The sequence below is a fragment of the Limnoglobus sp. genome (genome assembly GCF_059499385.1).
Genome location: NZ_JCABYM010000143.1, coordinates 167,142 through 190,807, shown reverse-complemented (window position 1 = coordinate 190,807; position 23,666 = coordinate 167,142). Strand labels below are relative to the sequence as shown.

Annotated in this window: 18 protein-coding genes and 1 pseudogene; 14 read left to right on the top strand and 5 right to left on the bottom strand. The window is 68.2% G+C overall.

Annotated features, from left to right (window positions below):
• Positions 1-224: 224 nt before the first annotated feature.
• From AC5JJ2_RS25170 to AC5JJ2_RS25140, 7 genes are all read left to right on the top strand, one after another.
• Entirely contained in the window at positions 225-1,346 is a 1,122-nt protein-coding gene (locus AC5JJ2_RS25170) for an NADH-quinone oxidoreductase subunit J (RefSeq protein ID WP_495860803.1), read from the top strand.
• Positions 1,343-1,759, top strand: a complete 417-nt coding sequence (nuoK, locus tag AC5JJ2_RS25165) for an NADH-quinone oxidoreductase subunit NuoK (protein ID WP_495860802.1) — start codon at positions 1,343-1,345, stop codon at positions 1,757-1,759. Before AC5JJ2_RS25170 ends, nuoK begins: the two co-directional genes overlap by 4 nt.
• Positions 1,752-3,782, top strand: coding sequence for an NADH-quinone oxidoreductase subunit L (nuoL, locus tag AC5JJ2_RS25160; protein WP_495860801.1), 2,031 nt, complete (start codon positions 1,752-1,754; stop codon positions 3,780-3,782). Before nuoK ends, nuoL begins: the two co-directional genes overlap by 8 nt.
• Before the next feature lie 15 nt (positions 3,783-3,797).
• Positions 3,798-5,828 (top strand): complex I subunit 4 family protein, encoded by a 2,031-nt coding sequence (locus AC5JJ2_RS25155; protein ID WP_495860800.1) that lies wholly within the window; start codon positions 3,798-3,800, stop codon positions 5,826-5,828.
• A gap of 22 nt (positions 5,829-5,850) precedes the next feature.
• Positions 5,851-7,455, top strand: a complete 1,605-nt coding sequence (locus tag AC5JJ2_RS25150) for an NADH-quinone oxidoreductase subunit N (RefSeq protein WP_495860799.1) — start codon at positions 5,851-5,853, stop codon at positions 7,453-7,455.
• 196 nt (positions 7,456-7,651) lie between these two features.
• Positions 7,652-11,365, top strand: coding sequence for an outer membrane protein assembly factor BamB family protein (locus tag AC5JJ2_RS25145; protein WP_495860798.1), 3,714 nt, complete (start codon positions 7,652-7,654; stop codon positions 11,363-11,365).
• Between the two features lie 8 nt (positions 11,366-11,373).
• Positions 11,374-11,814, top strand: coding sequence for a hypothetical protein (locus AC5JJ2_RS25140; protein ID WP_495860797.1), 441 nt, complete (start codon positions 11,374-11,376; stop codon positions 11,812-11,814).
• Between the two features lie 104 nt (positions 11,815-11,918).
• Here the strand turns inward: AC5JJ2_RS25140 and AC5JJ2_RS25135 are convergent, their stop codons facing one another.
• Together AC5JJ2_RS25135 and AC5JJ2_RS25130 are read right to left on the bottom strand one after the other, a co-directional pair.
• A complete protein-coding gene (locus AC5JJ2_RS25135) occupies positions 11,919-13,439 on the bottom strand; it encodes a sigma-70 family RNA polymerase sigma factor (RefSeq protein ID WP_495860796.1) in 1,521 nt (506 codons plus the stop codon).
• Positions 13,440-13,907: 468 nt separating this feature from the next.
• Complete coding sequence (locus AC5JJ2_RS25130; protein ID WP_495860795.1) at positions 13,908-15,080, bottom strand: hypothetical protein; 1,173 nt, start codon at positions 15,078-15,080, stop codon at positions 13,908-13,910.
• A gap of 230 nt (positions 15,081-15,310) precedes the next feature.
• Here AC5JJ2_RS25130 and AC5JJ2_RS25125 point away from each other — a divergent pair, with 230 nt between their 5' ends.
• The 3 genes from AC5JJ2_RS25125 to AC5JJ2_RS25115 all read left to right on the top strand — a co-directional run bounded on the left by AC5JJ2_RS25125 (position 15,311) and on the right by AC5JJ2_RS25115 (position 18,606).
• Positions 15,311-16,906 carry an amidophosphoribosyltransferase gene (locus tag AC5JJ2_RS25125; protein WP_495860794.1) on the top strand — a complete coding sequence of 532 codons (1,596 nt, stop codon included), beginning with the start codon at positions 15,311-15,313 and terminating at the stop codon, positions 16,904-16,906.
• A gap of 104 nt (positions 16,907-17,010) precedes the next feature.
• Positions 17,011-17,757 carry a DUF6065 family protein gene (locus AC5JJ2_RS25120; protein WP_495860793.1) on the top strand — a complete coding sequence of 249 codons (747 nt, stop codon included), beginning with the start codon at positions 17,011-17,013 and terminating at the stop codon, positions 17,755-17,757.
• 18 nt (positions 17,758-17,775) lie between these two features.
• A complete protein-coding gene (locus AC5JJ2_RS25115; protein ID WP_495860792.1) occupies positions 17,776-18,606 on the top strand; it encodes a hypothetical protein in 831 nt (276 codons plus the stop codon).
• Positions 18,607-18,704: 98 nt separating this feature from the next.
• On the opposite strand, the gene AC5JJ2_RS25110 is transcribed toward AC5JJ2_RS25115, so the two are convergent.
• The gene (locus tag AC5JJ2_RS25110; protein WP_495860805.1) at positions 18,705-19,160 is read right to left on the bottom strand and encodes a WD40 repeat domain-containing protein; all 456 of its coding nucleotides are present in this window, start codon (positions 19,158-19,160) and stop codon (positions 18,705-18,707) included.
• 336 nt (positions 19,161-19,496) lie between these two features.
• A pseudogene (locus AC5JJ2_RS25105) lies at positions 19,497-19,583 on the bottom strand (hypothetical protein); the annotation flags it as partial.
• Between the two features lie 45 nt (positions 19,584-19,628).
• Here AC5JJ2_RS25105 and AC5JJ2_RS25100 point away from each other — a divergent pair.
• From AC5JJ2_RS25100 to AC5JJ2_RS25085, 4 genes are all read left to right on the top strand, one after another.
• Entirely contained in the window at positions 19,629-19,910 is a 282-nt protein-coding gene (locus AC5JJ2_RS25100; protein WP_495860791.1) for a hypothetical protein, read from the top strand.
• Complete coding sequence (locus tag AC5JJ2_RS25095; RefSeq protein ID WP_495860790.1) at positions 19,910-20,404, top strand: NUDIX hydrolase; 495 nt, start codon at positions 19,910-19,912, stop codon at positions 20,402-20,404. Before AC5JJ2_RS25100 ends, AC5JJ2_RS25095 begins: the two co-directional genes overlap by 1 nt.
• 226 nt (positions 20,405-20,630) lie before the next feature.
• Entirely contained in the window at positions 20,631-21,524 is an 894-nt protein-coding gene (locus AC5JJ2_RS25090) for a protein kinase domain-containing protein (RefSeq protein WP_495860789.1), read from the top strand.
• Position 21,525: 1 nt separating this feature from the next.
• Entirely contained in the window at positions 21,526-23,127 is a 1,602-nt protein-coding gene (locus tag AC5JJ2_RS25085; RefSeq protein ID WP_495860788.1) for a hypothetical protein, read from the top strand.
• Between the two features lie 3 nt (positions 23,128-23,130).
• Here AC5JJ2_RS25085 and AC5JJ2_RS25080 read toward each other — a convergent pair whose 3' ends face one another.
• Entirely contained in the window at positions 23,131-23,574 is a 444-nt protein-coding gene (locus tag AC5JJ2_RS25080; protein ID WP_495860787.1) for a hypothetical protein, read from the bottom strand.
• Positions 23,575-23,666: the final 92 nt, after the last annotated feature.

Genomic DNA, 23,666 nt, shown 5'->3' with positions numbered 1-23,666 from the left:
TACGACCTGACCGGCCTGAGCCGCGAGCAGATGATCTTCGACAAGGAAAAGCTGCTGAGCGTCTTCGACGTAACGACGAAGGCCGGGACCGACCCGGTGCGGACACGGGCCGGGGCGCTCGGCCCGGCGTCCGAGCCGCCGCCCGCGAAGTGAATCCGCGACAGTCGAACGCCGCGGTTGTATAACTCCCCCGCGTTGCTTGTGAAAACTTACACGAGTAAGGAATGAACCTCTTAGCCGCCTCTCCGCCTGGGAACGCCGTCGGCCAACTGGCCGCCGCCGCGGCCCTCGGCGCGCTGGCGTTCTACTGGCTGCTCCCGCGGCCGAAGGGCCGTTCGGTCGCGGTCGGCACGTTCGCCGCCATCGCCGCCGCCGTCGTCCTCGTGTCGTGGATGCTGCGCCAGTTCGGCGACCCCGCGAAGGACACCGTCGGCCAAATCCTGTTCTGGCTGTTCTCGGCCGGGGCCGTCGGGTTCGCCGCAGTCTTCGTGACGCAGCGGAACCCGGCCCGTGGGGCGATCGCGTTCGCGTTCGTCATCGTCAGCGTGTGCGGGCTGTTCCTGTTGCTCGCGGCCCCGTTCCTGATGGCCGCGACCATCGTGATCTACGCCGGGGCGATCATCGTCACGTTCCTCTTCGTCCTGATGCTGTCGCAGACCGGCACGATCACGGACGAGAACGACCGGTCCCGCGAGCCGCTGCTCGGCAGCCTCGCCGGGTTCGCGTTCCTCGGCCTCGTGCTGTTCGCCATGCACCAGGGCAGCCCGGCGGCCTCTGCCGACGCGGGCAAGACCCCGCTGCCCTTGCCCGCCCGCCCGGTCACGGCCGAGGAGCGGGCGGAGCTGCTCGCCATCGCGGAACAACTTCGGGACGCCGGGAAGGCTACGACGAAGGACGAACTGCACGAAAAAACGAAGGGCCTTCGCGACCGCTACGCGGACGTGATCGGCCTTCCCACCGCCGCGGACGCCGGGGACCACGCCGTCGCGTCGGCCATCCCGGACCGGCTCGCGATCCTGAAAGACCCGGCGTCGCAAACCGTCCGCAAGCAGGCCGAAGACCTGCGGGTCGCCGTCCGCCAGACGCTCAACGCGGTCGAGAACACGACGCTGAAGTCGAACGCCACGCCCGCCGAGGTCGCGGCCGCGGCGAAGGGCCTGGAAGACCTCCGCGAGAAGACGGTTTTCCTCGCCGGCCGCGGCGAGCTGCCCGCCCGCAACGTCGCGAACATCGGCTACTCGCTCTACACCGACTACCTGCTCGCCGTCGAGATGGCCGGGGCGATCCTGCTGGTCGCCACCATCGGGGCCGTCGCCATCGCCGGCCGGAAGGGGGCCACGGCGTGATCTCCGTCTGGCACTACCTGGCGGTCGCCGCCGTCCTGTTCGCCCTCGGTCTGGTCGGGTTCCTGACCCGCCGGAACCTCATCACGATGTTCCTCTCGGCCGAGTTGATGTTGCAGGGCGTCGTCCTGAATCTGCTCGCGTTCGCCCGGTTCCACGCGAACATGTCCGGCCAGGTGTTCGCCCTGTTCGTCGTCACCGTGGCGGCGTGCGAGGCGGGCATCGCGATGGCCCTGTTCATCTCGCTGTACCGCCGGAACAAGTCGCTCGACGCGACCCTCTGGCAGCAACTCCGCGAGACCGGCGTGCCCGCCACGACCGACGCCGAGAAGCTGCCGACCCCGCCGCCGGAGTTGGCGGACGACCCGAAACTGCCCGCCGCCGGGAAGAAGCCCCAGGAGGCCGCCCGTGTCTAGCACGGCGCTCGCGATCACCATCCTCGGCCTGCTCCTGGCCGCGACAATCCTCACGCCGCTGCTCGCGAAGGTGCGGCTGCGGAAATTCGCCCACCTGCCCGCCGTGTTATGTTTCGGCGTATCCGCGATCCTCGCGATCTACCTCCTGGTGGACGTGAACGCCAACGGCCCCGCCGGCCCGACCCCCGGCATCCGCCTGGACGTGCTGGACCAGGCCCCGCACTTCGCCCTGACGACGACCGAGACGCCGACGTTCTGGTTCGCCGCCGGGCTGCTCCGCGTCACGTTCAGCCTGACCATCGACCAGCTGTCCGCGATCATGTTGGCGACCGTCACGTTCGTGGCGACCTGGATCGCGATCTTCTCCGCCGGGTACATGAAGGGCGAGGAGGGCTATGCCCGGTACTTCACCATCATGTGCCTGTTCGTGTTCTGCATGTGCCTGCTGGTGCTGGCGAACAACTTCTTCCTGCTGCTCGCCGGGTGGGAGGGCGTCGGCCTTTGTAGCTACCTGCTCGTCGGGTACTACTACGCGAAGCCGTCGGCCGCCGCGGCGGCGCGGAAGGCGTTCCTCGTCACCCGCCTCGGCGACGTGGGGTTCGTCCTCGGCATCTTCCTCCTCTGGACGGCCGGCGGGTACAACACCGACCTGACGGCGATCTTCCGCCACATCGCGACCCACCCGGCGAGCCACGGTACGCTGACGGCCGCCTGCCTACTGTTGTTCTGCGGGGCGGTCGGGAAGTCGGCGCAGCTGCCGCTTTACGTCTGGCTGCCGGACGCGATGGAAGGCCCGACGCCGGTGTCCGCCCTCATTCACGCCGCCACGATGGTGACGGCCGGCGTCTACCTGCTCGCCCGGTGTTCGCCGCTGTTCGTGCAGGTTTCGGAAGTTCAGGTCATCGTCGCCGCGGTCGGCGGCCTGACGGCCCTGCTCGCGGCGTTCATCGCGCTCACGCAGACGGACCTGAAGCGGGTGCTGGCGTACTCGACCGTCAGCCAGCTCGGGTTCATGTTCATGGCCCTCGGCACGGCCGGGGCGGTCACCCCGAGCATCGCCGTCGCGGCGGCCATCTTTCACCTGTTCACGCACGCCTTCTTCAAGGCCCTATTGTTCCTCGGCAGCGGGTCGGTAATGCACGCGATGGGCGGCGTCATCGACATGCGGAAGTTTGGCGGCCTGCGGAAGTTGCTGCCGGTCACGCACGCCACGTTCCTGGTCGGCTGCGCCGCCCTCGCCGGGCTGCCGCTCCTGTCCGGGTTTTGGAGCAAGGATCAAATCCTCGACGCGCTCAACCACGCCGGGGAGCACGCCCTGCACTACAAGTTGATCTACCAGATGGTGTTCGGCGTCGCGCTGCTGACCGCGGCGATGACCGCCTTCTACACGTTCCGCGCGTACTTCCTGACGTTCTGGGGCGAGGAGCGCGTCCCCGAGGAAGCCGGCCACCACGCCCACGAGTCGCCGCGGGTGATGCGGGTTCCGCTGATCGTGCTCGCCGTCGGCGCGGTGATCGTCGGGGCCGTCGTGGAGCCGCTGAACGACCACGGGCTCTCGAAGTTTCTGGCGAAGGCCCCGGCCGTCCAGTTGGCAAACCGGGTCTACCAGAAGGAACACATCGTCCGGCCGCAGTCGTCGCCGCACTTCAACTGGCAGGTCGCCGGGCTGGGGACGGTCGCAGCCCTCGGCGGCCTCGCGGTGGCGTTCGCAATGTTCCGCCGCGGCGAGCTGGCGGCCGTACCGGGGATGATGAAGCCGCTGCACGCGATGTCGCTGAACAAGGGGTACGTGGACGAGATTTACTACGGCGCGGTGGTGAAGCCGGCCGAGGTCGCGGCGGCCGGCAGCCGGCAGTTCGACGGGCTGCTCGACTCGATCGCCCGGCTCGTGTCGTTCGTCCCGCGGCTGCTCGCCGCCCTGCTGCGGCCGCTCCAAAACGGGCTGGTCCAGTTCTACGCCCTCGGGATGGTGCTGGGGCTGACGGTGTTCGTCGTGTTCGTCGTGTTCAAAGTGTCGCGCTGACGCACCGGGGCTGCCATGACGCTCAACTACTTCCTCGGCCTGTTCCTGCTCGTCGTGCTGGCGTCGCCGGCCGTCGCGGGCGGGTTCCTCGCCGTCGCCGGCCGGGCCGGCCCGCGGACGGCCCGCGGCCTCGCCGTCTACCTCTCGGCCGTCCACCTGCTGCTGACCGTCGGCCTCATCGTCCTGTACACCGGGTTCGTCCACTACGAGACGAGCCTGTCGCTCGGGTTCCAGCCGAAGGCCGTGCCCGGCGACCCCGGCTCGCCCACCGACGACGAGACGTTCACGTACCGCACCGGGTGGACGCTTCTCTCCCTCGCCGCCGACGGCGCGTCGGCCCCGGCCGTGCAGTTCTTCATCGGCCTCGACGGGCTGAACGTCCTGCTCGTCGGGCTGACGAGCCTCATGACGTTCCTCGCCGTGCTCGTGTCCTGGGACACGGTGAAGGAGCGGCCGGCCTCCTACTACGCCTGGCTGTTCGCGCTCCAGTCGGCCGTCACCGGGGCGTTCGTGTCGTTCGACGTGATCCTCTTCTACGTGTTCTTCGAGCTGACGCTGATCCCGGCGTTCTTCCTGATCGGCCAGTGGGGGACCGGCGGCGGCCGGCGGGACGCGGCCCGGAAGTTCGTCCTGTACACGCTGTTCGGCAGCCTGCTCACGCTCGTCGGCATCATCGGCGTCGTGCTCACGAACCCGATCCCGATCCACCCGACGACGAACCAGCCGTTCTACTACGAGCCGACGCAGCAGGCGATGGCCGCCCGCGAGAACGCCGGGAACGCCTACGTCGCCGGCCGGCCGGGGCCGATCAGCTTCTCGATCCCCGTGCTGATGAAGAACGTCAGCATGTGGGACTCGATGGCGCATCACGCCGTCACACACGGGGAAACCCGGCTGGCGGCCGCGACCCCGGCCCAGCGGGCGGACCGGGAGAAGGAAGTCGCGGACGCCCGCGCGGTCCAACGGGAGCGGCGGTCGGTGCAGTTCTGGCTGTTCCTGGCGCTCATGGCCGGGTTCGCGGTGAAGGTGCCGATCGTCCCGTTCCACACGTGGCTGCCCGCGGCCTACGGCGAGGCCCCGCTGCCGGTCACGATGGTCTTCTCCGCCGTCCTCGCGAAGCTCGGCACCTACGGCATCCTGCGGATCGTCATCCCGCTCGCCCCGGAGATGTGCGTCCTGTACGGCTTGCCGTGGTTCGGCACGCTCGGCGCGATCGGGATCGTGTACGCCGCGTTCTGCGCTTACGCCCAGCGGGACTTGAAGCTGCTCGCCGCGTACAGCAGCGTATCGCACCTCGGGTTCCTGGTCATCGGCCTGTTCGCGATGAACCCGGAGGGGCTGTCCGGCGCGGTCCTGCACATGGTCAACCACGGGCTGACGGCGGGGGCGATGTTCGCGCTGCTCGCGTTCCTCGCCCGCCGGTACCGGACGCTCGACGCCAACCAGTACGGCGGGCTGTGGGCGAAGTACCCGAAGTACGCCTTCTTCACCATCGTGATCGCCCTCGCCGGGGTCGGCCTGCCGGGGCTGAACAACTTCGTCAGCGAGATGCTCATGCTGGCCGGGCTGTTCGACCCGCGGAACGTGACGATCGCCGGGTACGGGCTGGCGGTCGTGGCGGCGGTCGGCGTGCTGCTGTCGTCGTGGTACATGTTCACGATGCTCCGCCGGGTCTTCTTCGGCCCGCTGCTGGAACCGCCGGCCGTCCCGGAGGCCGAGGCCCCGGCCCTCCGCGACGTGACGAACCGGGAGTTCGTCCCGCTCGCCGCCCTGTCCGCGCTCTGCCTCGCCTTCGGGCTGTTCCCGCAGGTGCTGCTGGACGTGATGTCGTCGGACGTGCGGCGGCTCTCCGCCGTCGTCGCCCGCGCCAGGACGCGGCTGGACCCGAAGGCCGCCGCCCCGACCGCCCCGGACGCCGCCGAGCCGCTGCAGATTCGCGCGTTCGGCCTGCCGCCCGGCGGCCCGCCGCCGGGGCTGCCGCCCCTCCGACTGCCGGGCGGGCCGGTTGGGCGGCCGCCGGTTCCCCCGGCCCCGCCCAAACAATAGTCCCCATCGAGGTCCCGCCGACGTGAACCCGCTGTCAGACATCACCCGAACTAATGCGCTGACCGGGGCGATCGAGCTGGTCGTGCCGGAGATCGCCCTCGTCGGCACTGCGTGCGTCCTGTTCCTCCTCGGGCTGGCGACCTCCAGCCGGTTTTTCCACACGGCCCTCGCGCTCGTCGGGCTGGGCGGGGCCGCCGCCCTCGCCGTCGTCTTCCACCCGTGGGAAGCCAGCGTCGCCGACTCGCTCCGCACGGCCACCGAAACGTACTACCCGATCCTGCCCGGCCCGGCCGCCACGTTCGTCCGCTGGCTCGCCCTCGCCGTCGGCCTCGTACTCGTCTTCCTTAGCACGAAGGAGGCGACGAAAGAGATCGCCGCGGACTACCTCGCCTGCTTGCTCATCGCTATCGCCGGAACGTCCCTCGTCGCGCGGGCGAACGACCTCGTGACGCTCTACCTCGCGCTCGAGATGATTAGTGTTCCGACCTACGTGCTGCTCTACCTGCCGGCGCGGGGGAAGCCGGGCCAGGAGGCGGCGGTCAAGTACTTCCTGCTCAGCATCCTGTCGTCGGCCGTGCTCCTGTTCGGGTTCAGCTACCTGTTCGGGTTGGCCGGCTCGACGAATATCTCGGCCATCACGGTCGCGCTGACCGCGGCGAACAAGGTGGCCGTGTCCCCGCTGGCCGTGTTCGCGGTCGTGCTGGTCGTCGCCGGGCTGGGCTTCCGGGTCACCGCCGTGCCGTTCCACTACTACGCCCCGGACGTGTACCAGGGCGGGCCGACGGCCGTGGTCGCGCAGCTGGCCGTGCTGCCGAAGGTCGCCGGGTTCATCGCCCTGGCCCGCGTGCTGGGGCTGACGCACCTGCCGGTCACCGACCTGCCGTTCCCGAACGGCACGCTCGTCCCGCTCATGCTCTGGGTCCTGGCCGCCGCGACGATGACCCTCGGCAACGTGATGGCCCTGCTCCAGGACAACCTGAAGCGGGTCCTCGCCTACTCCGGCGTGGCGCACGCCGGGTACATGCTGCTCGGCCTCATCACCACGTCCGCCTACGCCCCGGCCGAACTCGGGCTGTCGCCGAAGTACATGAACGGGTTCGACGGGCTGATCTTCTACCTCGTCGGGTACGCCCTGATGACGCTCGGCGCGTTCGCCGTGATCGCGTACCTGAACGCCCCGGACCAGCCGACGGAATCCGTGGACGACCTGGCCGGGCTGCACCAGACGAACCCGGTCGCCGCCGGGCTGCTGTTCGTCGCGCTGCTCAGCCTGATCGGCATCCCGTTCACGGCCGGGTTCGCCGGGAAGCTGTTCCTGTTCATCGGCCTGTACGACGCCCCGACCGTCACCGGGATGGGCGACTACTACAAGACGCTGACCGTGATCGCGGCGGTGAACGCGGCGATCGGCGCGGTCTACTACCTCCGCATCCTCGGCGTCATGTACTTCCGCAGCCCGCTGCGGCCGGTCGCCACGGCCCGCGGGGTCGGCCCGCTCGTCGCCGCCGCGGTCTGCACCGTCGGCACGGTGGCGATTGGGGTCTACCCGCAGTTCGTGTGGAACCTCGCGAAGACGGCCGCCCCCACGTCCGCGACCTCGCCGAAGCCGGCCCTCGTCGCGCGGTGAAGTCGGGCTAACGTTTTTGGAACCCGGAGCGGTAGCGACGGGGTGTCTGGCACGACCGGACACCCCGTCGCTACCGCTCCGGGTTCTACGACAAACGGCCCCACGGCGAACGCCGTTCCACCGTCGGCGGGTTTCGCGTACACTTTCAGGAACGGGGCCGCACGCGCGTCCGCACATCTTCGGCCGGGGATACATCGTGTCGATCGTCGTCGAATGCCCGCACTGCGAGAGCCAGTTCAACCTCCAGCCCGACCTCGTCGGCAAGTCGATGCGATGCCCGAACAACGACTGTCGGGAAATCTTCGTCGTCCAACCGAAGGTCGCGACGACCGCCATTCTGCCGCCTGTCGTCCCGCCGCCCCCGCCGCCCGTCGCGGAGGAAGAGCCGCTCGTCCCGATCTTTGAAGGGGAGTCCGTCGCCGTGCCGGACGTGGCTGTCCCGCCGCCGGTGAAGCCGAAGGCCCCGATGCGGTTTGAAGTCGAATCCGAACCGCTCGTCCCGATCCTCGAAGGCGAGGCGGCCGCCCCGCCGGTCGCGGAGCCGGAGCTGGTCCCGGTCCTCGTCGAGGACGAGGTTCCGGAAGTCGTCGCGACGGTCGTGGAGGACGGGCCGAAGGTCGTGGACTGGCGGAAGAAGGTCGCCCCGCCGCCGGTCGCCGCGGAGGAGAAGCCGGAGCCGAAGCGCGTCCGCCGCGACGAGCCGGAGAGCACCGGCGAACTCGTGCTGCCGAACCGCCGCGGGCCGGGCGTGTGGAAGTACGTCCTCCTCGCCCTCGTCGCCGCCATCCTCGGCGTCGGCGCTTACGCAGGCATTCAGTCCCTCATCAACCGGGCGAACCGGGAGAAGCTCCTCGCCGAGGACGCGAAGAAGGAGTTCGACCTCCAGAACTACACCCAGGCGGTGAAACTGTACGACCAGTTGAAGGCCGAGTTCCCGGCGAGCGACGACAAGCCGAAGTACGAGTTCTTCGGCAAGCTCAGTGACGTTCACACGGCCGTGTCCGCCGTCACCGCCCGCGACAACCCGGCCGAGGGGCAGAAGAAGTACGACGACTTCCTGAAAGAGTACGGCGACACGCCGCTGGCGAAGCCGACCGACACCGGGTACGGGTTCGACGTGTTCGAGGCCGGCCGGAAGCTGGTCGAGGCGTACCTCGGCAACGCGGACGAGAACCTGAAGAACTTCGTGGCCGGCCGCAAGAAGCGGGAGCTGCTCGACGCGGCGGAGAAGGCCGTCGTCGAGGGGCGGAAGGTGCTGCCGGTGGCGGAACGGTACCGGATCAAGGACGCCCTGCCGCTCGACACGCAGCGGAAGCGGTTCGACGAGTTGTCCGCGAAGTTCGTCCGTGAACGCGAGCGGCTGCGAGTCATCGACCCGTACCGCGACCTGGCGAAGGACCCGACGGACCAGCGCATCTTCGAGTTCGCCGTCGCGCTCAAGCAGGCCCGGTTCGAGACGGACGAGGAGGCGCTGCAACTGATTACGGACGCGAAGGCGGAACTGCGGCGGCTCATCCGCGGCGTCCCGGACTTCCGCCCGCCCGTCCCGCCGCCCGCCGACCCCGCCGGCGGCCTGCTGTTCGTCTCGTCGCCGCTCGGGCAATCGACGCTACCGGTGATCGTCCCGCCGGACGCGCAGCCGGAGGTCTTCTTCGCCAGCGTCCGCGGCATCCTGTACGCCTTCGACCCGGAGAGCGGAAACCTGCTGTGGGCCGCCCGCGTCGGCCGGGCCGTCCGCGACGTGCCGGTGCGGGTTCCCGAGCGGCCGGGGTTGCCGGAGTTGGCCCTCGTGCCGCTCGACCGCGACGGGTTCGGGCTGACGGCCCGCGTCGCCCGCACCGGCGAGGTCAAGTGGCATCAGCCGCTCGAAGCCCCTATCGCCGGGCCGCCGATCGTGGTGAACACCCGCGTCTACGTGCCGTTGAAGGACGACCTCGGCACGGTCGTCGAGATCGAGGCCGGTAGCGGCAACCGGCTCAGCCGCATCCACCTCCGCCAGCGGATCGGCCCCGGCGGCGTCCGTCAGCCGGGCAGCGGGACGATCTTCGTCGCGGCCGAGGCCCGGCGGGTGTTCGTCATCAACACCGAGCCGTTCGACGCCGAGGGGAACCGCCAGCCGGTGCAGTGCGTTCAGGTGCTGGCGACCGACCACCCGGACCTGTCGCTCCGCGTGCCGCCAGTCGTGACCGGGCCGGTCGCCGGCGAGGGGCGGGCGAACCGGTTCCTGATCCTCGCGCAGGCCGACGGCACGCCGGCGTCGAAGCTGCGGGCGTTCCCGATCACCCCGGCCGAACCCGTGGACGCGGCGGTCGGCCCGCCGGAGGTCGCGCCGCCGCTGGCCGGGGCGGTCGCGATGCCGGGGCACGTCCTGTTCCCGCCGCACACGGACGGCGAGCGGGTCGCGGTCGTGACGGACGCCGGGGCGTTCGGGCTGTTCGGCACGAACCAGCCGGGGAACCAGGACGCGAACATCTTCGCCATCCCGTCCGCGTCGCTGCCGACGGACGCGAAATCGCCGATGCCCGGGCAGGTCATCTCGGCGGAAGAGGACACGTTCTGGGCGGTGTCGCGGTCGAAGCTGTACCGCCTGCGGCTCGGCCTCACGCCGGGGACGGGGTTGCAGGTGAACACGGCCGGGCTGCCGCTGCCCGCGGGGGTTCCGATCCAGGTCCCGCAGTTGAACGCCCGGCGGGAGGTCGCGCTCATCGTGGTGCGGTCGGACGACTCGGACGGCGTGCGGGCGATGGCGTTCGACCCCCGCGACGGCCGGCCGCGGTGGCAGCGGAAGCTCGGCTTTGCCCCGCAGTCCCGGCCGATCCCTCAAGGGCAAGCGGCGACGGCCCTCGCGGACGAGGACGGTGGCGTCTACGTCCTGCGCGCGAACGCGACCGACGCGGCGGCGAAGGAGACGGCGGCGATTCAATCAGCTTGGGTGGTGGCCCCGCCGGTCCCGGCGGCCGTCGCCCCGGCGCAGATGTGTGGCTCCCCGGACGGGAAGTCCGTCTGGGTGTTGATCCCGGAGCGCGGGGAGAAGGAGTCGCTGCGGCTGCGGGTTCGCCACGTCGTGGACGGCAAGCCGCTGGCGGACGAGTTGGTGCAACTCCCGGAGAAGCCCGCCGGTCCGCCGACGGTGTCCGGTAACGGCGTGGTCTTTCCGTGCGCCGACGGCTTCCTCCACCGGTTCGAGCCGGGCGCGGCTAAACTTCAACAAGGCCCGATGTGGCGCGGCGGCGAGGTTCCGCTGGGCGAGCCGTGCTTCGTGTCCACGATTTCCGCGGACGAGTTCCTGACGACTGACGGTGCGAAGCAGGTGACCCGGTGGCGGTGGGCGACCGGCGCGGACTACAAGGCGGTGGCCGGGCCGTGGACGATGCGGGAGAAGATTCCGTTCGCGCCGGTGATGGTGACGCTCGGCGGGACCGAGCAGCGGCTGTTCGTGGCCGACCCGAGCGGCAACGTGTGGATGTACGACGCGGACGCCGTCGCCGACCCGATCCGCCGGTGGCGCGCGGGCAAGGACGACCCGGACAACCCGATCCCGGCCGGGAAGCCGACGACGGGGTTCGTCGTCGGGACGACGGCCGCCGGCGTGGTCGTGACGTACCTGGTGGAGAACCGGCACGTCGTCGCCATCGCCCCCGGCAGCGAGAAGGCCCTATGGGTGGTCCGACGGCTCGGCTCGGCCGACATCCTCGGCGGCGTCCCGCACGGCACGGCGTTCCTGTTCACGGACATCGCCGGGATCGTGACGGCCTACGACCAATTGTTGGGGGAGAAGCTCGGCTCGATCCGTTCGGAGAACCAGGACCTACTGCCGCGAACAGTGGCCATTCCGGTCGGGAACGGGAAGTCGCTGCTCGTGCCGATGCTCGACGGCTCGGTCGTGATGCTGCCGAATCCGGGGAATTGAAGATGTGCATGGTCGTTTACGTGGCGTCCGACTATCCGTTGCCCACTCGGACGTGGGACCAGGCCAACCCACAATTCCACGTCACCGAGTTGGCTCAACTGAACGATGCGGTTCGTCGCCAATTCTCCAAACCGTGCGTGTACTACGTCGGGTCGCATGAGGGTTGCGGGTGTGGCTTCCAGTACGGCGAGCACGAAGGGTTCGAGGACGAGGCGGAACTCGCCCCCAACCGGGAGTCGCGGCGGCGATTGGTCGAGTTCCTCTCCCTGGCCCTCCAGCACCAAGCGACCGTCGAGGTGTATGCGTGTTGGAACGGGGACGAGGGTGCTTTGGCCGATCACACGGGACGGGTGCGGCCGTCAGATTTGCTCCGAAACCTAACCTTCTTCCGTGAGCGGGAACTGTTGGTAGTGTCCGAGCAAACGATGGAACAGGGCGGCATAACTTGACGAACGGGCAACGCCCCCATGCGTCAGTGGGCTGTGCCCACCCTATTAAAGAAGGCCGGGCGTCGTTCCGACGCCCGGCCTTCTTCGTGACTGTCGACGCATTGTCAGTTCAACTCTTCGTCCGTGAACTGCTCCAGCCGGTTCATCCGTGTCGGCTGCCGCAGCTTCAACAAGCCGCGGGCCTCGATCTGGCGAATCCGCTCGCGGGTGATGCCGTAGTGCTTCGCCACGTCGTCGAGCGTCCGCGGCGTGCCGTCCTTCAGCCCGTACCGAAGTTCGATCACCTCCCGCTCGCGGGGAGCGAGCGACCGCAGGACTTCGTGGATCCGCTCCTTCAGGAGCCGTTGATCCACGTGCTCGCCGGGGTTGGACACCTCCACGTCCGAGAGGAAGTCTTCCACCGACCGCTCGCCGTCGCTGCCGATCGGGTCGTGCAGACTCATCGGCTGGCGGCCGACCAGCCGCAGCGACCGCGTGTCCTCCTCCTTCACGCCGAGGGCCGCGGACAGTTCCTCATTCGTCGGCTCGCGGCCGGTCGCCACCGTGATTTCGTTCCGCTTCCGCTCCATCTTCGCCAGGAGGCCGATCTGGTGGCACGGCACGCGGACCGTTCGGGCGTGGTCGGCTAGCGCCCGCTGGACGCCCTGCCGGATCCACCACGTCGCGTACGTCCCGAACTTGAACCCGCGGCGGTGCTCGTACTTGTCCACCGCCCGCATCAGCCCGCGGTTGCCCTCTTGGATCAGGTCGGCGAACGGCAGGCCGCGGTTGCGGTAGTTCTTCGCGATCGACACGACGAGCCGGAGGTTCGCCTCGGCCAGTTGCCGGCGGACGGCCTGGAACGCCAGCCGCCGCTTCTTCAACACGCGGACGGCCAGGGTCAACTCGGCGGCCGTCATGTGAATCTTGTTCTGCGCGTCGAACAACCGCTGGCCGGCGTCCGGGTAGTCGGCCAAGACCAGATGCTTCATCTCGTCGGCCATGTCCGTCAGCTCGTCCACCCACTGCTCGAGCATCTCGATCCGCGGGGACAGCTCGGCCGTCAGCCGGTTGAGCTTGATGAGCCGGCGGAACCGGTCCCGCTGCCACGTCGGGTCGTCGGCGTGCCCGAGCTTCAGTGCGGTCGAGAAGGAGTCCGCCTCCTCGTGCAGCAGCCGACGGATCAAAGGAAGGTTGTGCGGCATCCGCGATAGGATTTGCGCCCGGCTCATCCGGACTTCCGCCGACGAGTACACGTCGATGGTCGGATCGACCGGGGTGTGCCCGGCGAGGACCCGCTCGAACGTGAACATGGCCCGGCCGACGATTCGCGAGCAGAACAGGGCCGCGTGCCGGAACCGGTTGCGGGCGCGTTCCAACCGCTCGGCAATGGCCAGTTCCTCGACGCGGTTCAGCAGCCGGATTTCGCCCATCTGCCGGAGGTACAGGCCGAGGGCGTCGTCCACGGCCGACGTTTCCTCGGCCGCCAGTTCGGCCGGCGCGTCGTCCTCGAGTTCCGTGTCGTCCTCGGACGGCTCGTCCAATTCTTCCAGCTCGTCCTCGTCGGCGTCGATCGTCAAGTCGATCTCCTTCTTGCGGAGTTTCTCGATGAGCGAGTCGGGATCCGCGGGGGTCAATCGGCTCATGGGCGGGAATACCTCTGGGGTCAGGAACCGCCGACCGCTCCCTACCGACACGACGTACCGCACCTTCGGCCCGTTCGTTGCCAAAAGTCCTACGTCCGTGTGATGGGGAGGGTCACCGACCGAGCGGTTCCGGACGCCCGGTCGGACACCAACATGAAATTGTACGGCCGCGAAGTCGTCAGTACCAACCGTCAGGACTGACGGTCGGGCGACGGGGGAGGTTCACGGCGACCGAGTTAACTGCTGAAGACGTAACCATTATACCCCCTATTCGGGGCGGGGTCGGGGCGAAAAGTTTTCGGGTCGGGAATCCTAGCTCGGTTGGGCCGAATGCGCGCCCCGATTTTCAACACCGGTTTCATCCGAGTAACCGGAAACGACACAGTTCTTCAGATGTCAAACGCAAACCCCCAGTATTTGTTGACGCCGCGGGTCGGACGGCCGCGGACATGAATTCTTCGTGAGAACTTAACGTCGGTCGATCGATATCAGCCCGGCGAGGAACGTAACCGGATCGTTCTTCGCCTCCGCCGCCGCCGCCACGCCGGCGAAGTCGCCGACCTGCCGGGCGAGTTCCGTCTCCGTCGGACACGACAGCCCGCGGTCGTCGGGGACGGTCGCGAGGTACTTCCGGGCCGCGGCGAGGGCGTCGGCCTTGCGGTCGAGCTTCACGAGCAGGTTGACGTACACCTCCGCCGGGAACGTGTTGCCGTCCTCCAATTCCCGTTCGATCTTCCCCGCGAAGTGGGCCAACCCCTCCTCCCCGTCGCGGCCGGTCAGGACGCGGAGGTAGATCGAGTAGTCCTCGTAGGTGTTCTCGAACGGGGCGTCGGCGTCACCTTGAAACTGTCGGGCCAGCCGCTTGCCGTAGTCGCTCAATTCGGTGGCGAGTTCGAGCGTTTCCTTCTCGGTCGGCGGCAGTTGCAGCGCCATCTGCACGACCGACGACAGGTGCGAAACGTCGATGTGGTACACGTCATCGCCGAACAGCTCGTCCCGGAGCATTTCGCGCACCGAATTTCCCGTCGGCAGCCCGCGGGCCTGGAGGTCGGCGCGCAGTCGCTCGGCGAGTTGCTCGTACAGCGTGCGGACGAGGTTGCCGTAGCAGTGGTTCCGCAACTCCGCCTGTTGGCCGAGGTCCGTGCTGCCGACCATCGTGATCGTCGAACAGATGCCGTGGCGGGAAAGGTAAATGTCGAACCCCTTCTTCGGGTGGATTTGCTGGTGCCACGCGATATCGACGACGGCATACGTGTCGTCGTCCGGGCCGGGTTCGTACTTCTCGAGCGCGTCCTTCACCGCCCCCGGCTCCCCGATCAGCCGGAAGAAGCCCCAGGCACGGGCGAAGTCGTTCTTCCCCAGATAAATGTTGCCGACCTCCCGCGCCGCCTCGCGGATCGCATTCTCGTATGGCTCGTGCGCCTCCGGCGGCAGGTCGCCCGACGGTCCCGTCGGGAACGGGGACACGCCGAGTTCGACCCGCTTCTTCATCAACAATGCGTAGAAGAGGGCGTGGTAGTCCCCGGCGGCGCGGAGGTCGTCGCACAGTTGGTCCGCCGCCGCCCGCGGGCCGGCGGCCGCCAGCGTTTCGCGGAGCCGGTCGAACCGCACCGGGTCGGCCGTCGGGGGGGTCGTGTCCATGGTCGATCTTCTCCGACGAAAGTGGGGTCGGGGTGGGAATCGGTCGCGCGGCGGGGGAATAATACCTCGTACTCGTTGTAGGTCGGGGTCTTGCGGAAACCAAACGGGCCGGTCGCCCGTTTCCGGGGCGGGCCGTGGGTTATAACTTCACTGTGGGAGGCCGTTCTCCCGACAATCCCCCTGATCGACGACGACAAGCCCGACCCGTCCCCTCTTCATCAGGCGGTGAAATGGACGAACTTCAACACGAGTGCGGAATCGCGGCCCTTTACGACCTACAAGGGGACGCGCGATCCAACGTGTGGAACGGCGACCCGGACGAAATCGCCCGCCTGATGCCCCGGATGCTCCTCGACCTCCAGAACCGCGGCCAGCTCGCCGCCGGGATGAGCGGGTTCAACCCGAACCGCGGCAAGCTGCTCGACACGTACAAGGAACTCGGCCCCGTCTCCGAGGCGTTCCGGATGGCCCGGCCGGAGAAGCACGCCAGCATCATCGAGACGCACGGCGGCCGGGCGACCATCGGCCACGTCCGGTACGCCACCTGCGGCCAGGACAGCCGGGAGTACGCCCAACCGTTCGAGCGAAAGCACTCGCAGAAGTGGAAGTGGTTCGCGTTCGCGTTCAACGGACAGCTCGCCAACTTCGCCCAACTCCAGCACGAACTGCTCGAGAACCACCCCGACTACCACATCGTCCGCAAGGACAATGACACCGAGGTCATCCTCCACTACCTCGCCCGCGAGATGTCGGCGGCGGACGGCGGCGACCTGGTCAAGGTGTTCAGCAACCTCGCGAACAAGTTCGACGGGGCGTACAACATCGTCTTCCTGAACGCCCAGGGGGAGATGGTCGTCTCCCGCGACCCGCTCGGCATCCGGCCCCTCTGCTACGCGTTCGACGGCCGCCTCTTCGCCGCCGCCAGCGAGAGCGTGCCGCTCTTGAACCTCGGGTTCTCGTCGAACCAGATTCACTCGCTCGAACCGGGGCAGCTCGTCCTCATCCGCGACGGCAAGTTCTCGCTGCACCGCTACGCCGAGTCGAAGCGGACGGCCCACTGCTTCTTCGAGTGGATTTACTTCGCGAACGTCGGCAGCACGCTCGACGGCCGTAGCGTCTACCTGTCCCGGTCGGCGCTCGGCAAGGAGCTGGCCGACCAGGAGCGGAAGCTGAACCTGTTCCCGATCGACCCGGAGGACACGATCGTCGTCCCGGTCCCGGACACCGGGAAGGCGGCGGCGGACGCGATGGCTTTCGAGCTGGGCCTGCCGTCCCGCGAGGGGCTGATCCGCAACCGGTACGTCGGCCGGACGTTCATCGAGGGCGGCAACCGGGCGGACAAGGTGAAGCTGAAATTCACCCCGCTCCGCGAGGTGCTGCAAGGCAAGCGGGTGCTGCTGGTCGAGGACTCGATCGTCCGAAGCACGACGCTGAAGACGCTGCTCAACTATATCCGGGACGTGGGCGGGGCGCGGGAGATTCACGTCCGCGTCGCGTGCCCGCCGATCATCTCGCCGTGTTTCTACGGCATCGACATGTCCACGGTGAAGGAACTGTACGCCCCGGCCCGGATGGCCGGCCTCGTGCCGACGATCGAGGAGCAGCGGGCGATGGCCGAGGAGCTTGGGGCGGACTCGCTGCTGTACCTGCCCGTGGAGTCGGTCGCGAACTGCCTGGAGAAGCAGCCGGCGCAGCTCTGCCGGGCGTGCCTGACGCGGGAGTACCCGACGCCGGTGGGCGAGCAACTCTTCCAACTCTCGCTGCGAAGCAAGAGCGAGGACGGCCGCACCTACGAGGCGGGGATACCCGTCACGAGCGCGCGATAGTTGTAGGGCGGGTCAAGGCTTTGCGCCGACCCGCCGCAGCACCGGCCGCCCCGGCGGGTCGGCGCAAAGCCTTGACCCGCCCTACAAAGGAGAAGCCCATCCCGATGGCCGACGAGCAAGCGATCATTGCGTACCGAATTAACAACCCGCCGAACATGGAGATCGTGGCCGCCCCGTTCGAGCGCGAGTGGATGAGTAACACCGCCCAGCGGTTCGCGTACCGCTGCCTGCCGCTGAACATCGCCAACCAAAGTGGGTGGTTCCTCACCTGCCCCTGCACGTTCGACGCGTACTGGTACGGCGGGCCGGACAAGACGGACATCGAGCTGCGGTTCCTCGGCCACTTCGACCCGGCCATCACCACCCACTTCGGGTACGGCGTGCTGACGTTCTCGCTGCCGTACCTGTTCCGCACCCCGGCGGGCATCAACCTGTGGGTGAAGGGGCCGGCGAACCTGCCGAAGGACGGCATCCAACCGCTCGAAGGCGTCGTCGAAACGGACTGGGCGTTCAGCACCTTCACCATGAACTGGAAGATCACCCGCCCCGGCGAGTGGATACGGTTCACCCAGGGCGAGCCGGTGTGCATGATCGTGCCGGTCCCCCGGAGCCTGACCGAGACGCTCGTGCCGAAGACGATGCCGATTGCCAACGACGCGGAGCTGAACGCGAAGTACCGGGCGTGGGAGGCGAGCCGCTCGACGTTCCTGACCGGGCTGACGACGAAAGACCCCGAGGCCGTGAAGCGGGGCTGGCAGAAGGACTACTTCCAGGGCAAGCAGGCCGAGGGCGGCACGTTCGACGGCCACCAGACCCGGCTGGAAGTCAAAGAGTTCAAGCTCGAAGAGTAACCGCGCGGGTGGCCGGCCATGTCGCTCGAAACCGTCATCGACTTCCCGTGCCGGGTGAAGAAGGACCTCGGCCGCGGCGACCTCCGCGCCGGCACAGCCGCCCTGCTCGACCTGCTCAGCGTCAAGCGACGGGTCGAGCAGATCCGCGCCACCACCCGGCCGGATTATTTGACGGTCGATCTCCAGGTGAAGGTCGTCCGCGTCATCGACGGCGCGCCGGTCGAGCAACTCACCACGCTCGGCCAGCTCGAAGCAGAGGCCGTGGTGCTCGACCCGCACGTCCCGACTTGCACGAACTGCCCGGTGAACGCCCTCCGCCAGCCGTTCGGGTGCGTGGTCGTCGTGAAGTACCCAATCAAGAAGACGGCGGAGCGGTGGCTGCTCGACCGCGTCCAACCGCTCGACACCATCGGCGGCGCGATGTGCATGGAGACGCTGATCGAGTCCGGCGCGACCGGCGAGAGGAGCCGCGACCGCCGCACGCGAGACCACCTCGAAGCGTTCCCCGGCCTCAAGCGGGCGATGGGGGCAAACCCTTACGAGAAGGCCGAGCTGACGGCCGACGAGTTGTTCGAGCCGCTCCTGATTCCGAGCGGGAAGTTCGTGCCGTGGCAGGCGTTGAACATCCTCCTCTGGTTCGGGGCGGTCAAGTTCGACGCCACGATCCCGACGACGGCCGACGAGGCGCTGAAGCTCGCCCGACTGGACCCGGCCGACCGCGCGAAGCGGGCGAAGCTGTTCCTCGGCCAAGTCGAGACAGACGCGGGGATCGAGGAAGTACGCGGCTTCCTCAAGGCGCTGTTCGTCGGCTGGGTCCGCGACGCGGACGTGCTCATCGATGCGCAGTGAGTGGGCCGCCGCTTATATAGCCGCCGGCTTGCCGGCGGGGTTTTGCGAACCCAGAACCCCGCCGGCAAGCCGGCGGCTATATACAGAGGGTTCGCGAGCTATTCCACGTCCCATACGGCGATGAGGCCGTTCTCGCCGCCGGCCGCGAGCCGCAGGCCGTCCGGGGCGAACGCGAGCGAGAACACCTTGCCGATGCCCCAGTCGAACGTCGCCCGGACGGCCCCGCTCGCGGCGTCCCACACCCGCACCGTTTGGTCCCAACTCGCGGTGACGATCACCTTCCCGTCCGGGCTGTACCCCGCCGCCGTGACGCGGCCGGTGTGCCCCTTCAGGGCCAGCAGCTCGTCCCGTGTCGCGACTTCGTAGACCTTCACGCCCCACTCCAACGCCACGGCCAAACGTTCCCCGTTGGGTGAGAAGGACAGGCTCGGCGACGTGTGGGTGAGGCCGATATGCCGAGGTTCGAGCGTGAGCGTGTTCCAGACGCTGACGCGGCTGTTCGCGTTCGTCCACCCAACAGTGTGTGACGCGGGATGCACGGCGACCGCCCGCACTCCGCTCGTCTCTTGGAAGTGCGGTTCCCGGCGTTTGCCAGTTGTTGTCGTGAACAGTTCAAGAAGTCCCGGTTGAGGTTGTACCCGATCCCCCCCGCCGATCACGAGTGTCGTTTCGTTGAGAAAGGCAAGAGACGTTGTCGCACGAGTTGAACGAGACGGCATGTCTTGCCCCCAGACTGCGCTCGCGCTACGCTGATAACCGACCCACCCCGTCGAACCTCCGTACAGTAACTGGACGCCGGCGGCGTCGAATGTGAGTGTGTTAATACCAGTCGTGTTGGAGGCAAGTACCGTCAACGAGCCGTCGAAGACGTTCGTGATCGCGAGTGATCCGTCCTTCGCCCCTATCGCAATCTCATCGCCGTCCGGCGAGAACGCCAGCGCCGTCACCGCCGCCTTCGGGCCTTCCAGAATCAGCATCGCGTCGTCCTTGAGGGAACTCGTCGTTGCGGTATCCTGATTGTAATGAGCGTCGAAGTGCAGTGGACCGACACCGACCCCGACACCGGCGAGCGGCGGTTCGTCGTCGCCACGAAGTTCGCACGGAAGTGGTCTTTCAAAGTTCGCCACAAGCGGCGGGAGGACTGGTCCCCGCTCCGCCGCCAGACCCGCGAGTTGTGGGAGACGCTACTCGACGCCCTCGAACGCCGTTACCAGCGGCGGGAGGGCGTGAAGGACGAAGACCTGCAGGACGTGCGGAAGATCGTGGCGAACTGGACCGACGGCCCAGAGTTCGACGGTGATTGATGCCGTACACCCCCATCCTCGCGACGCTCGGCTACGTCTTCTCGCCCGACCGGCGGCAAGTCCTGCTCGTCCATCGCACCGCCCGGCCCGGCGACGCCCACCTCGGCAAGTACAACGGCCTCGGCGGGAAGCTCGAACGGGACGAAGACATCGTCACCGGCATTCGGCGCGAAATCCGCGAGGAGGCGGACATCGAGTGCGGTGACATGCAACTCGCCGGGACGGTCTCCTGGCCGGGGTTCGGCAAGGGCGGCGAAGACTGGTTCGGGTTCGTCTTTCGCGTTCTCACCTGGACCGGCACTCCGGCGGCCGAGAACCCCGAGGGCCGGCTGGAGTGGGTCGATCTGGACCGTGTTTCGGCCCTGCCCCTTTGGGAGGGCGACCGGTACTTCCTCCCCCTCGTGTTCGACTTCGCCGCCCCCCCGTTCCACGGGGTTATGCCGTATATTCAGGGAACGCCGACGGGGTGGACCGTCCATTCGCTTCCGGGCTAGACAATTCGTCCGGACAATAAACATTCTTCCCGTTCTCGCTCCGAACGTGTTCTAAGCTAGCGCTACGAATCTGCTCCATTGGCTTACTTGGCGAGACCTTGGGCACTCTATGAAGGACCGGAGCCGTTCTCGACGCGACAGCGGGGTACGCCCGCGTGACAGCGGGATACGCCCGCCGGACCGCTTCGTGCCGGAGGTAGGGGCTGTACCGTTCCCTGGCTACAAGTTGGTCCGACTCCGCGGCCGCGGGGCGTTCGCGACGGTGTGGGAGGCGATGACGCCGACCGGCGAGGTCGTGGCCCTGAAGTTCATGTCGAGCGCCAACGCCGCGTCCACGTCCCGCGAAATCCGGTCGCTTCAAGGCATTCAGAAACTGGACCACCCGTACCTGTTGGAGATCAAGCGGGTCTGGTCGATGCCGAGCTACATCGTGATCGGCATGGACCTCGCCGAGGCGAGCCTGCTCGACCTGTTCCTCCTGTACGTGGAAGAGTTCAACAAGCTACTCGAACCCGAGAAGATCCTCCTCTACCTCGGCCAGGCGGCCAGCGCGCTCGATCACCTGAACGCCCGAAGGCATGCGTTCGACGGCAAGCTCGTCGGGTTCCAGCACAGCGACATCAAGCCAAACAACATCCTGCTGATCGGCAACGTGGCGAAACTGGCCGACTACGGGCTGGCGACCCCGATGCTGGGGCCGCTGACGCCGTGCTTCCGGCAGGGGACGCTCGACTACGCCGCGCCGGAGGTGTTCCAGGGGTCGATGACGGACAGTAGCGACCAGTTTTCGCTAGCGGTGACGTACCACCTGCTCCGCACCGGGACGTTCCCGTTCCCGCCGCCGCCGCACTCGCCGGGCAAGAGCTTCCACCGCCCGCCCCCGCACCTGGCCGTCGAGGGCACGGACGAACAGCAAGTCATGTTACGCGCCCTCTCGCCCAGCCCGCACAACCGCTACCCGTCGTGCTCGGCGTTCATCGACGCCCTCGCCCAGACGGTCAACGTCGAAATGATCCGGGACAAGCAGACGCAAACCGTCGCGACCCGGCGGCGGCCGCCCGGCTCGAGCGTCGTGAACACGCCGCTGCGGATCCCCGTCGCCGCCCCGCGGTCGGTCTGACATGCTCGCACCGTTCTTCGCCGTCGCGATGACGGCCCCCGGCCGACACACGGCGTTCCGTCGCGCGGCGGTCATCCACGTCGCCTTACTCTCCGTCCTCGCCATCGCGACCAGTCTTCGGCCGAGTCCCGATTTCGTCTCCGTCGTCGCGCAGCTGATTCTCGTCCTCGGCCTCGTCGAAGGGGCCGCGATGATCGGCTGGCGGCTGACGCAACTTCCGAAGAGCCAGGCGCTCGAATTCCTGCTCACGTCGCCGATCCAACCGAAGCGGCTGTTCGTCGCGGAATCGCTCGTCGGCGTCACCCGGTTCGCGCTCGTCAGCCTGAGCGGGCTGCCGGTCCTTGCACTGCTCGCGCTCGACGGCGTCCTCGAATGGCCGGACGTGGTACTGTTGCTCGCGATGCCGTTCCTCTGGGGCGTCGTTGCCGGCCTCGCCCTGACGGCGTGGGTGTACGAGCCGCTGATCGTCCGCCGGATCGGCGAGTTGCTGGGCCTGCTCGGCGTGCTAGTCTACCTCGTCGTCGGCGTGATGGCCGGGGAGAACCTCCGCGTCTGGCTCCAACAACTACCCGAAGCACTCGGCCGGTCGCTGTTCAACGGCGTGGTCTTCCTTCACAACATGAACCCGTTCGGCGTCGTCCGGTACTGGTTCGACGCCGGCCGCGTCGTAGGCGTCGCGTGGGACCGCGTGCTCAACCTCCACCTCTTCGGCGCGGGGCTGCTCGTTCTCGTCGGCGTCCGCGGGGCGTTCCGGCTGCGGGGCCACTTCCAGGACCGGCACTACCGGCCGCTCTCGACGAACCGCGAGTCGCAACTCGAACGGATCGGCGACCGGCCGCTGTCGTGGTGGGCGGTGCGGCGGGTGATGGAGTACAGCGGCCGGGTGAACCTCTGGCTCGCGTGCGGGTTCGCGCTGGTATACGCGGCGTTCCTCGTGGCCGGGGACGCGTGGCCGCCGGGGATGGGGAAGCTCGTGTTCGTGCTGTTCGACTCGTGGGGCGGCCCGCCGATGGTGGCGACGGCCCTCGTCGTCCTCGCGGCCGTCCCGGCCGTCTACCAGTTCGGCCTGTGGGACTCGACCGTCGCGGCCCGGTGTCAGCGGCTGGAGCTGCTGCTGCTTACGGAGCTGAGCGCGAAGGACTACGCCCACGCCTCGTTCTCGGCGGCGTGGACGCGGGGCCGCGGCTACCTCGTCGGGGCGGCGTTCCTGTGGGTGGCGATGGCCGTTTCCGGCCGGGTGATGTGGTGGGATTCCGTCGCGGCCGCGGCCGGCGCGTTCGTGCTCTGGGGATTGGCATTCGCCGTCGGGTATCGCGGGTTCGCCACCGGAAATCAGACGAACGGCGTCGCGTCGCTGTTCACGCTCGGCCTGCCGCTCGCGCTCGTCGGGTTGTGGCGGCTCGGCCTGTACGACCTCGCGGCCCTCGTGCCGACGGCGGCGGCGTTCGTGCCGATGAAGCTCGGCGTGACGTGGGGCTGGCTCGTCGGCTTCACTCTGACGGCGGCCTTCACCGCGTGGCTGCTGCGAACGGGATTGAACCGCTGCGAGACGGACCTGCGGGCGTGGTACGACGCGAACCAGGGGAAGAAATCGGTCGAATGACCGTCACCGCTCGCCGACGCCGTCGCGGAGCGGCGGCAGGTCGTCGCGGCCCTCGACCGGCGTGACCGGCCCGGACGCCGTCGGCATCTTCCGGTAGTGGATGCGGTACTCCGTCTGGTTGTGCGTGCTCGTCGTGTTGGTACTCGTCGCGCTCTCCGCCAGTCTCCAGGGCACGAGGATGTTGAGGAACGGACGCCGGCTGAACCGCGTCTCGTTCGTCGTCACCGGGCCGAGGACGTACTCCTCCTCCCGGTCGATCTCGTAGGCCCGGCCGACGTGCTCCTGAATCAGATCGTCCGCCTGCGTGCGGTAGTAGTCCGGGAACGAGTCGGTGTTCTTCGGGATCGCGACAACGCCGCTGTCGCGGTCGCGCAGCACCGTCCGAGCGGCGTTCGACGCGCAACCGGTCGAGGCGACGAGGAACAAAAACACCACCCCGCGGACCATCGGAACCCTCCCCCAGAGGCAGCCCGGAGATAGCGTGCGGGCCGCGGCCTGTCGAGGGGAGTTGCGGGAGGCCGTCCGGTCCCGCGGGTTCC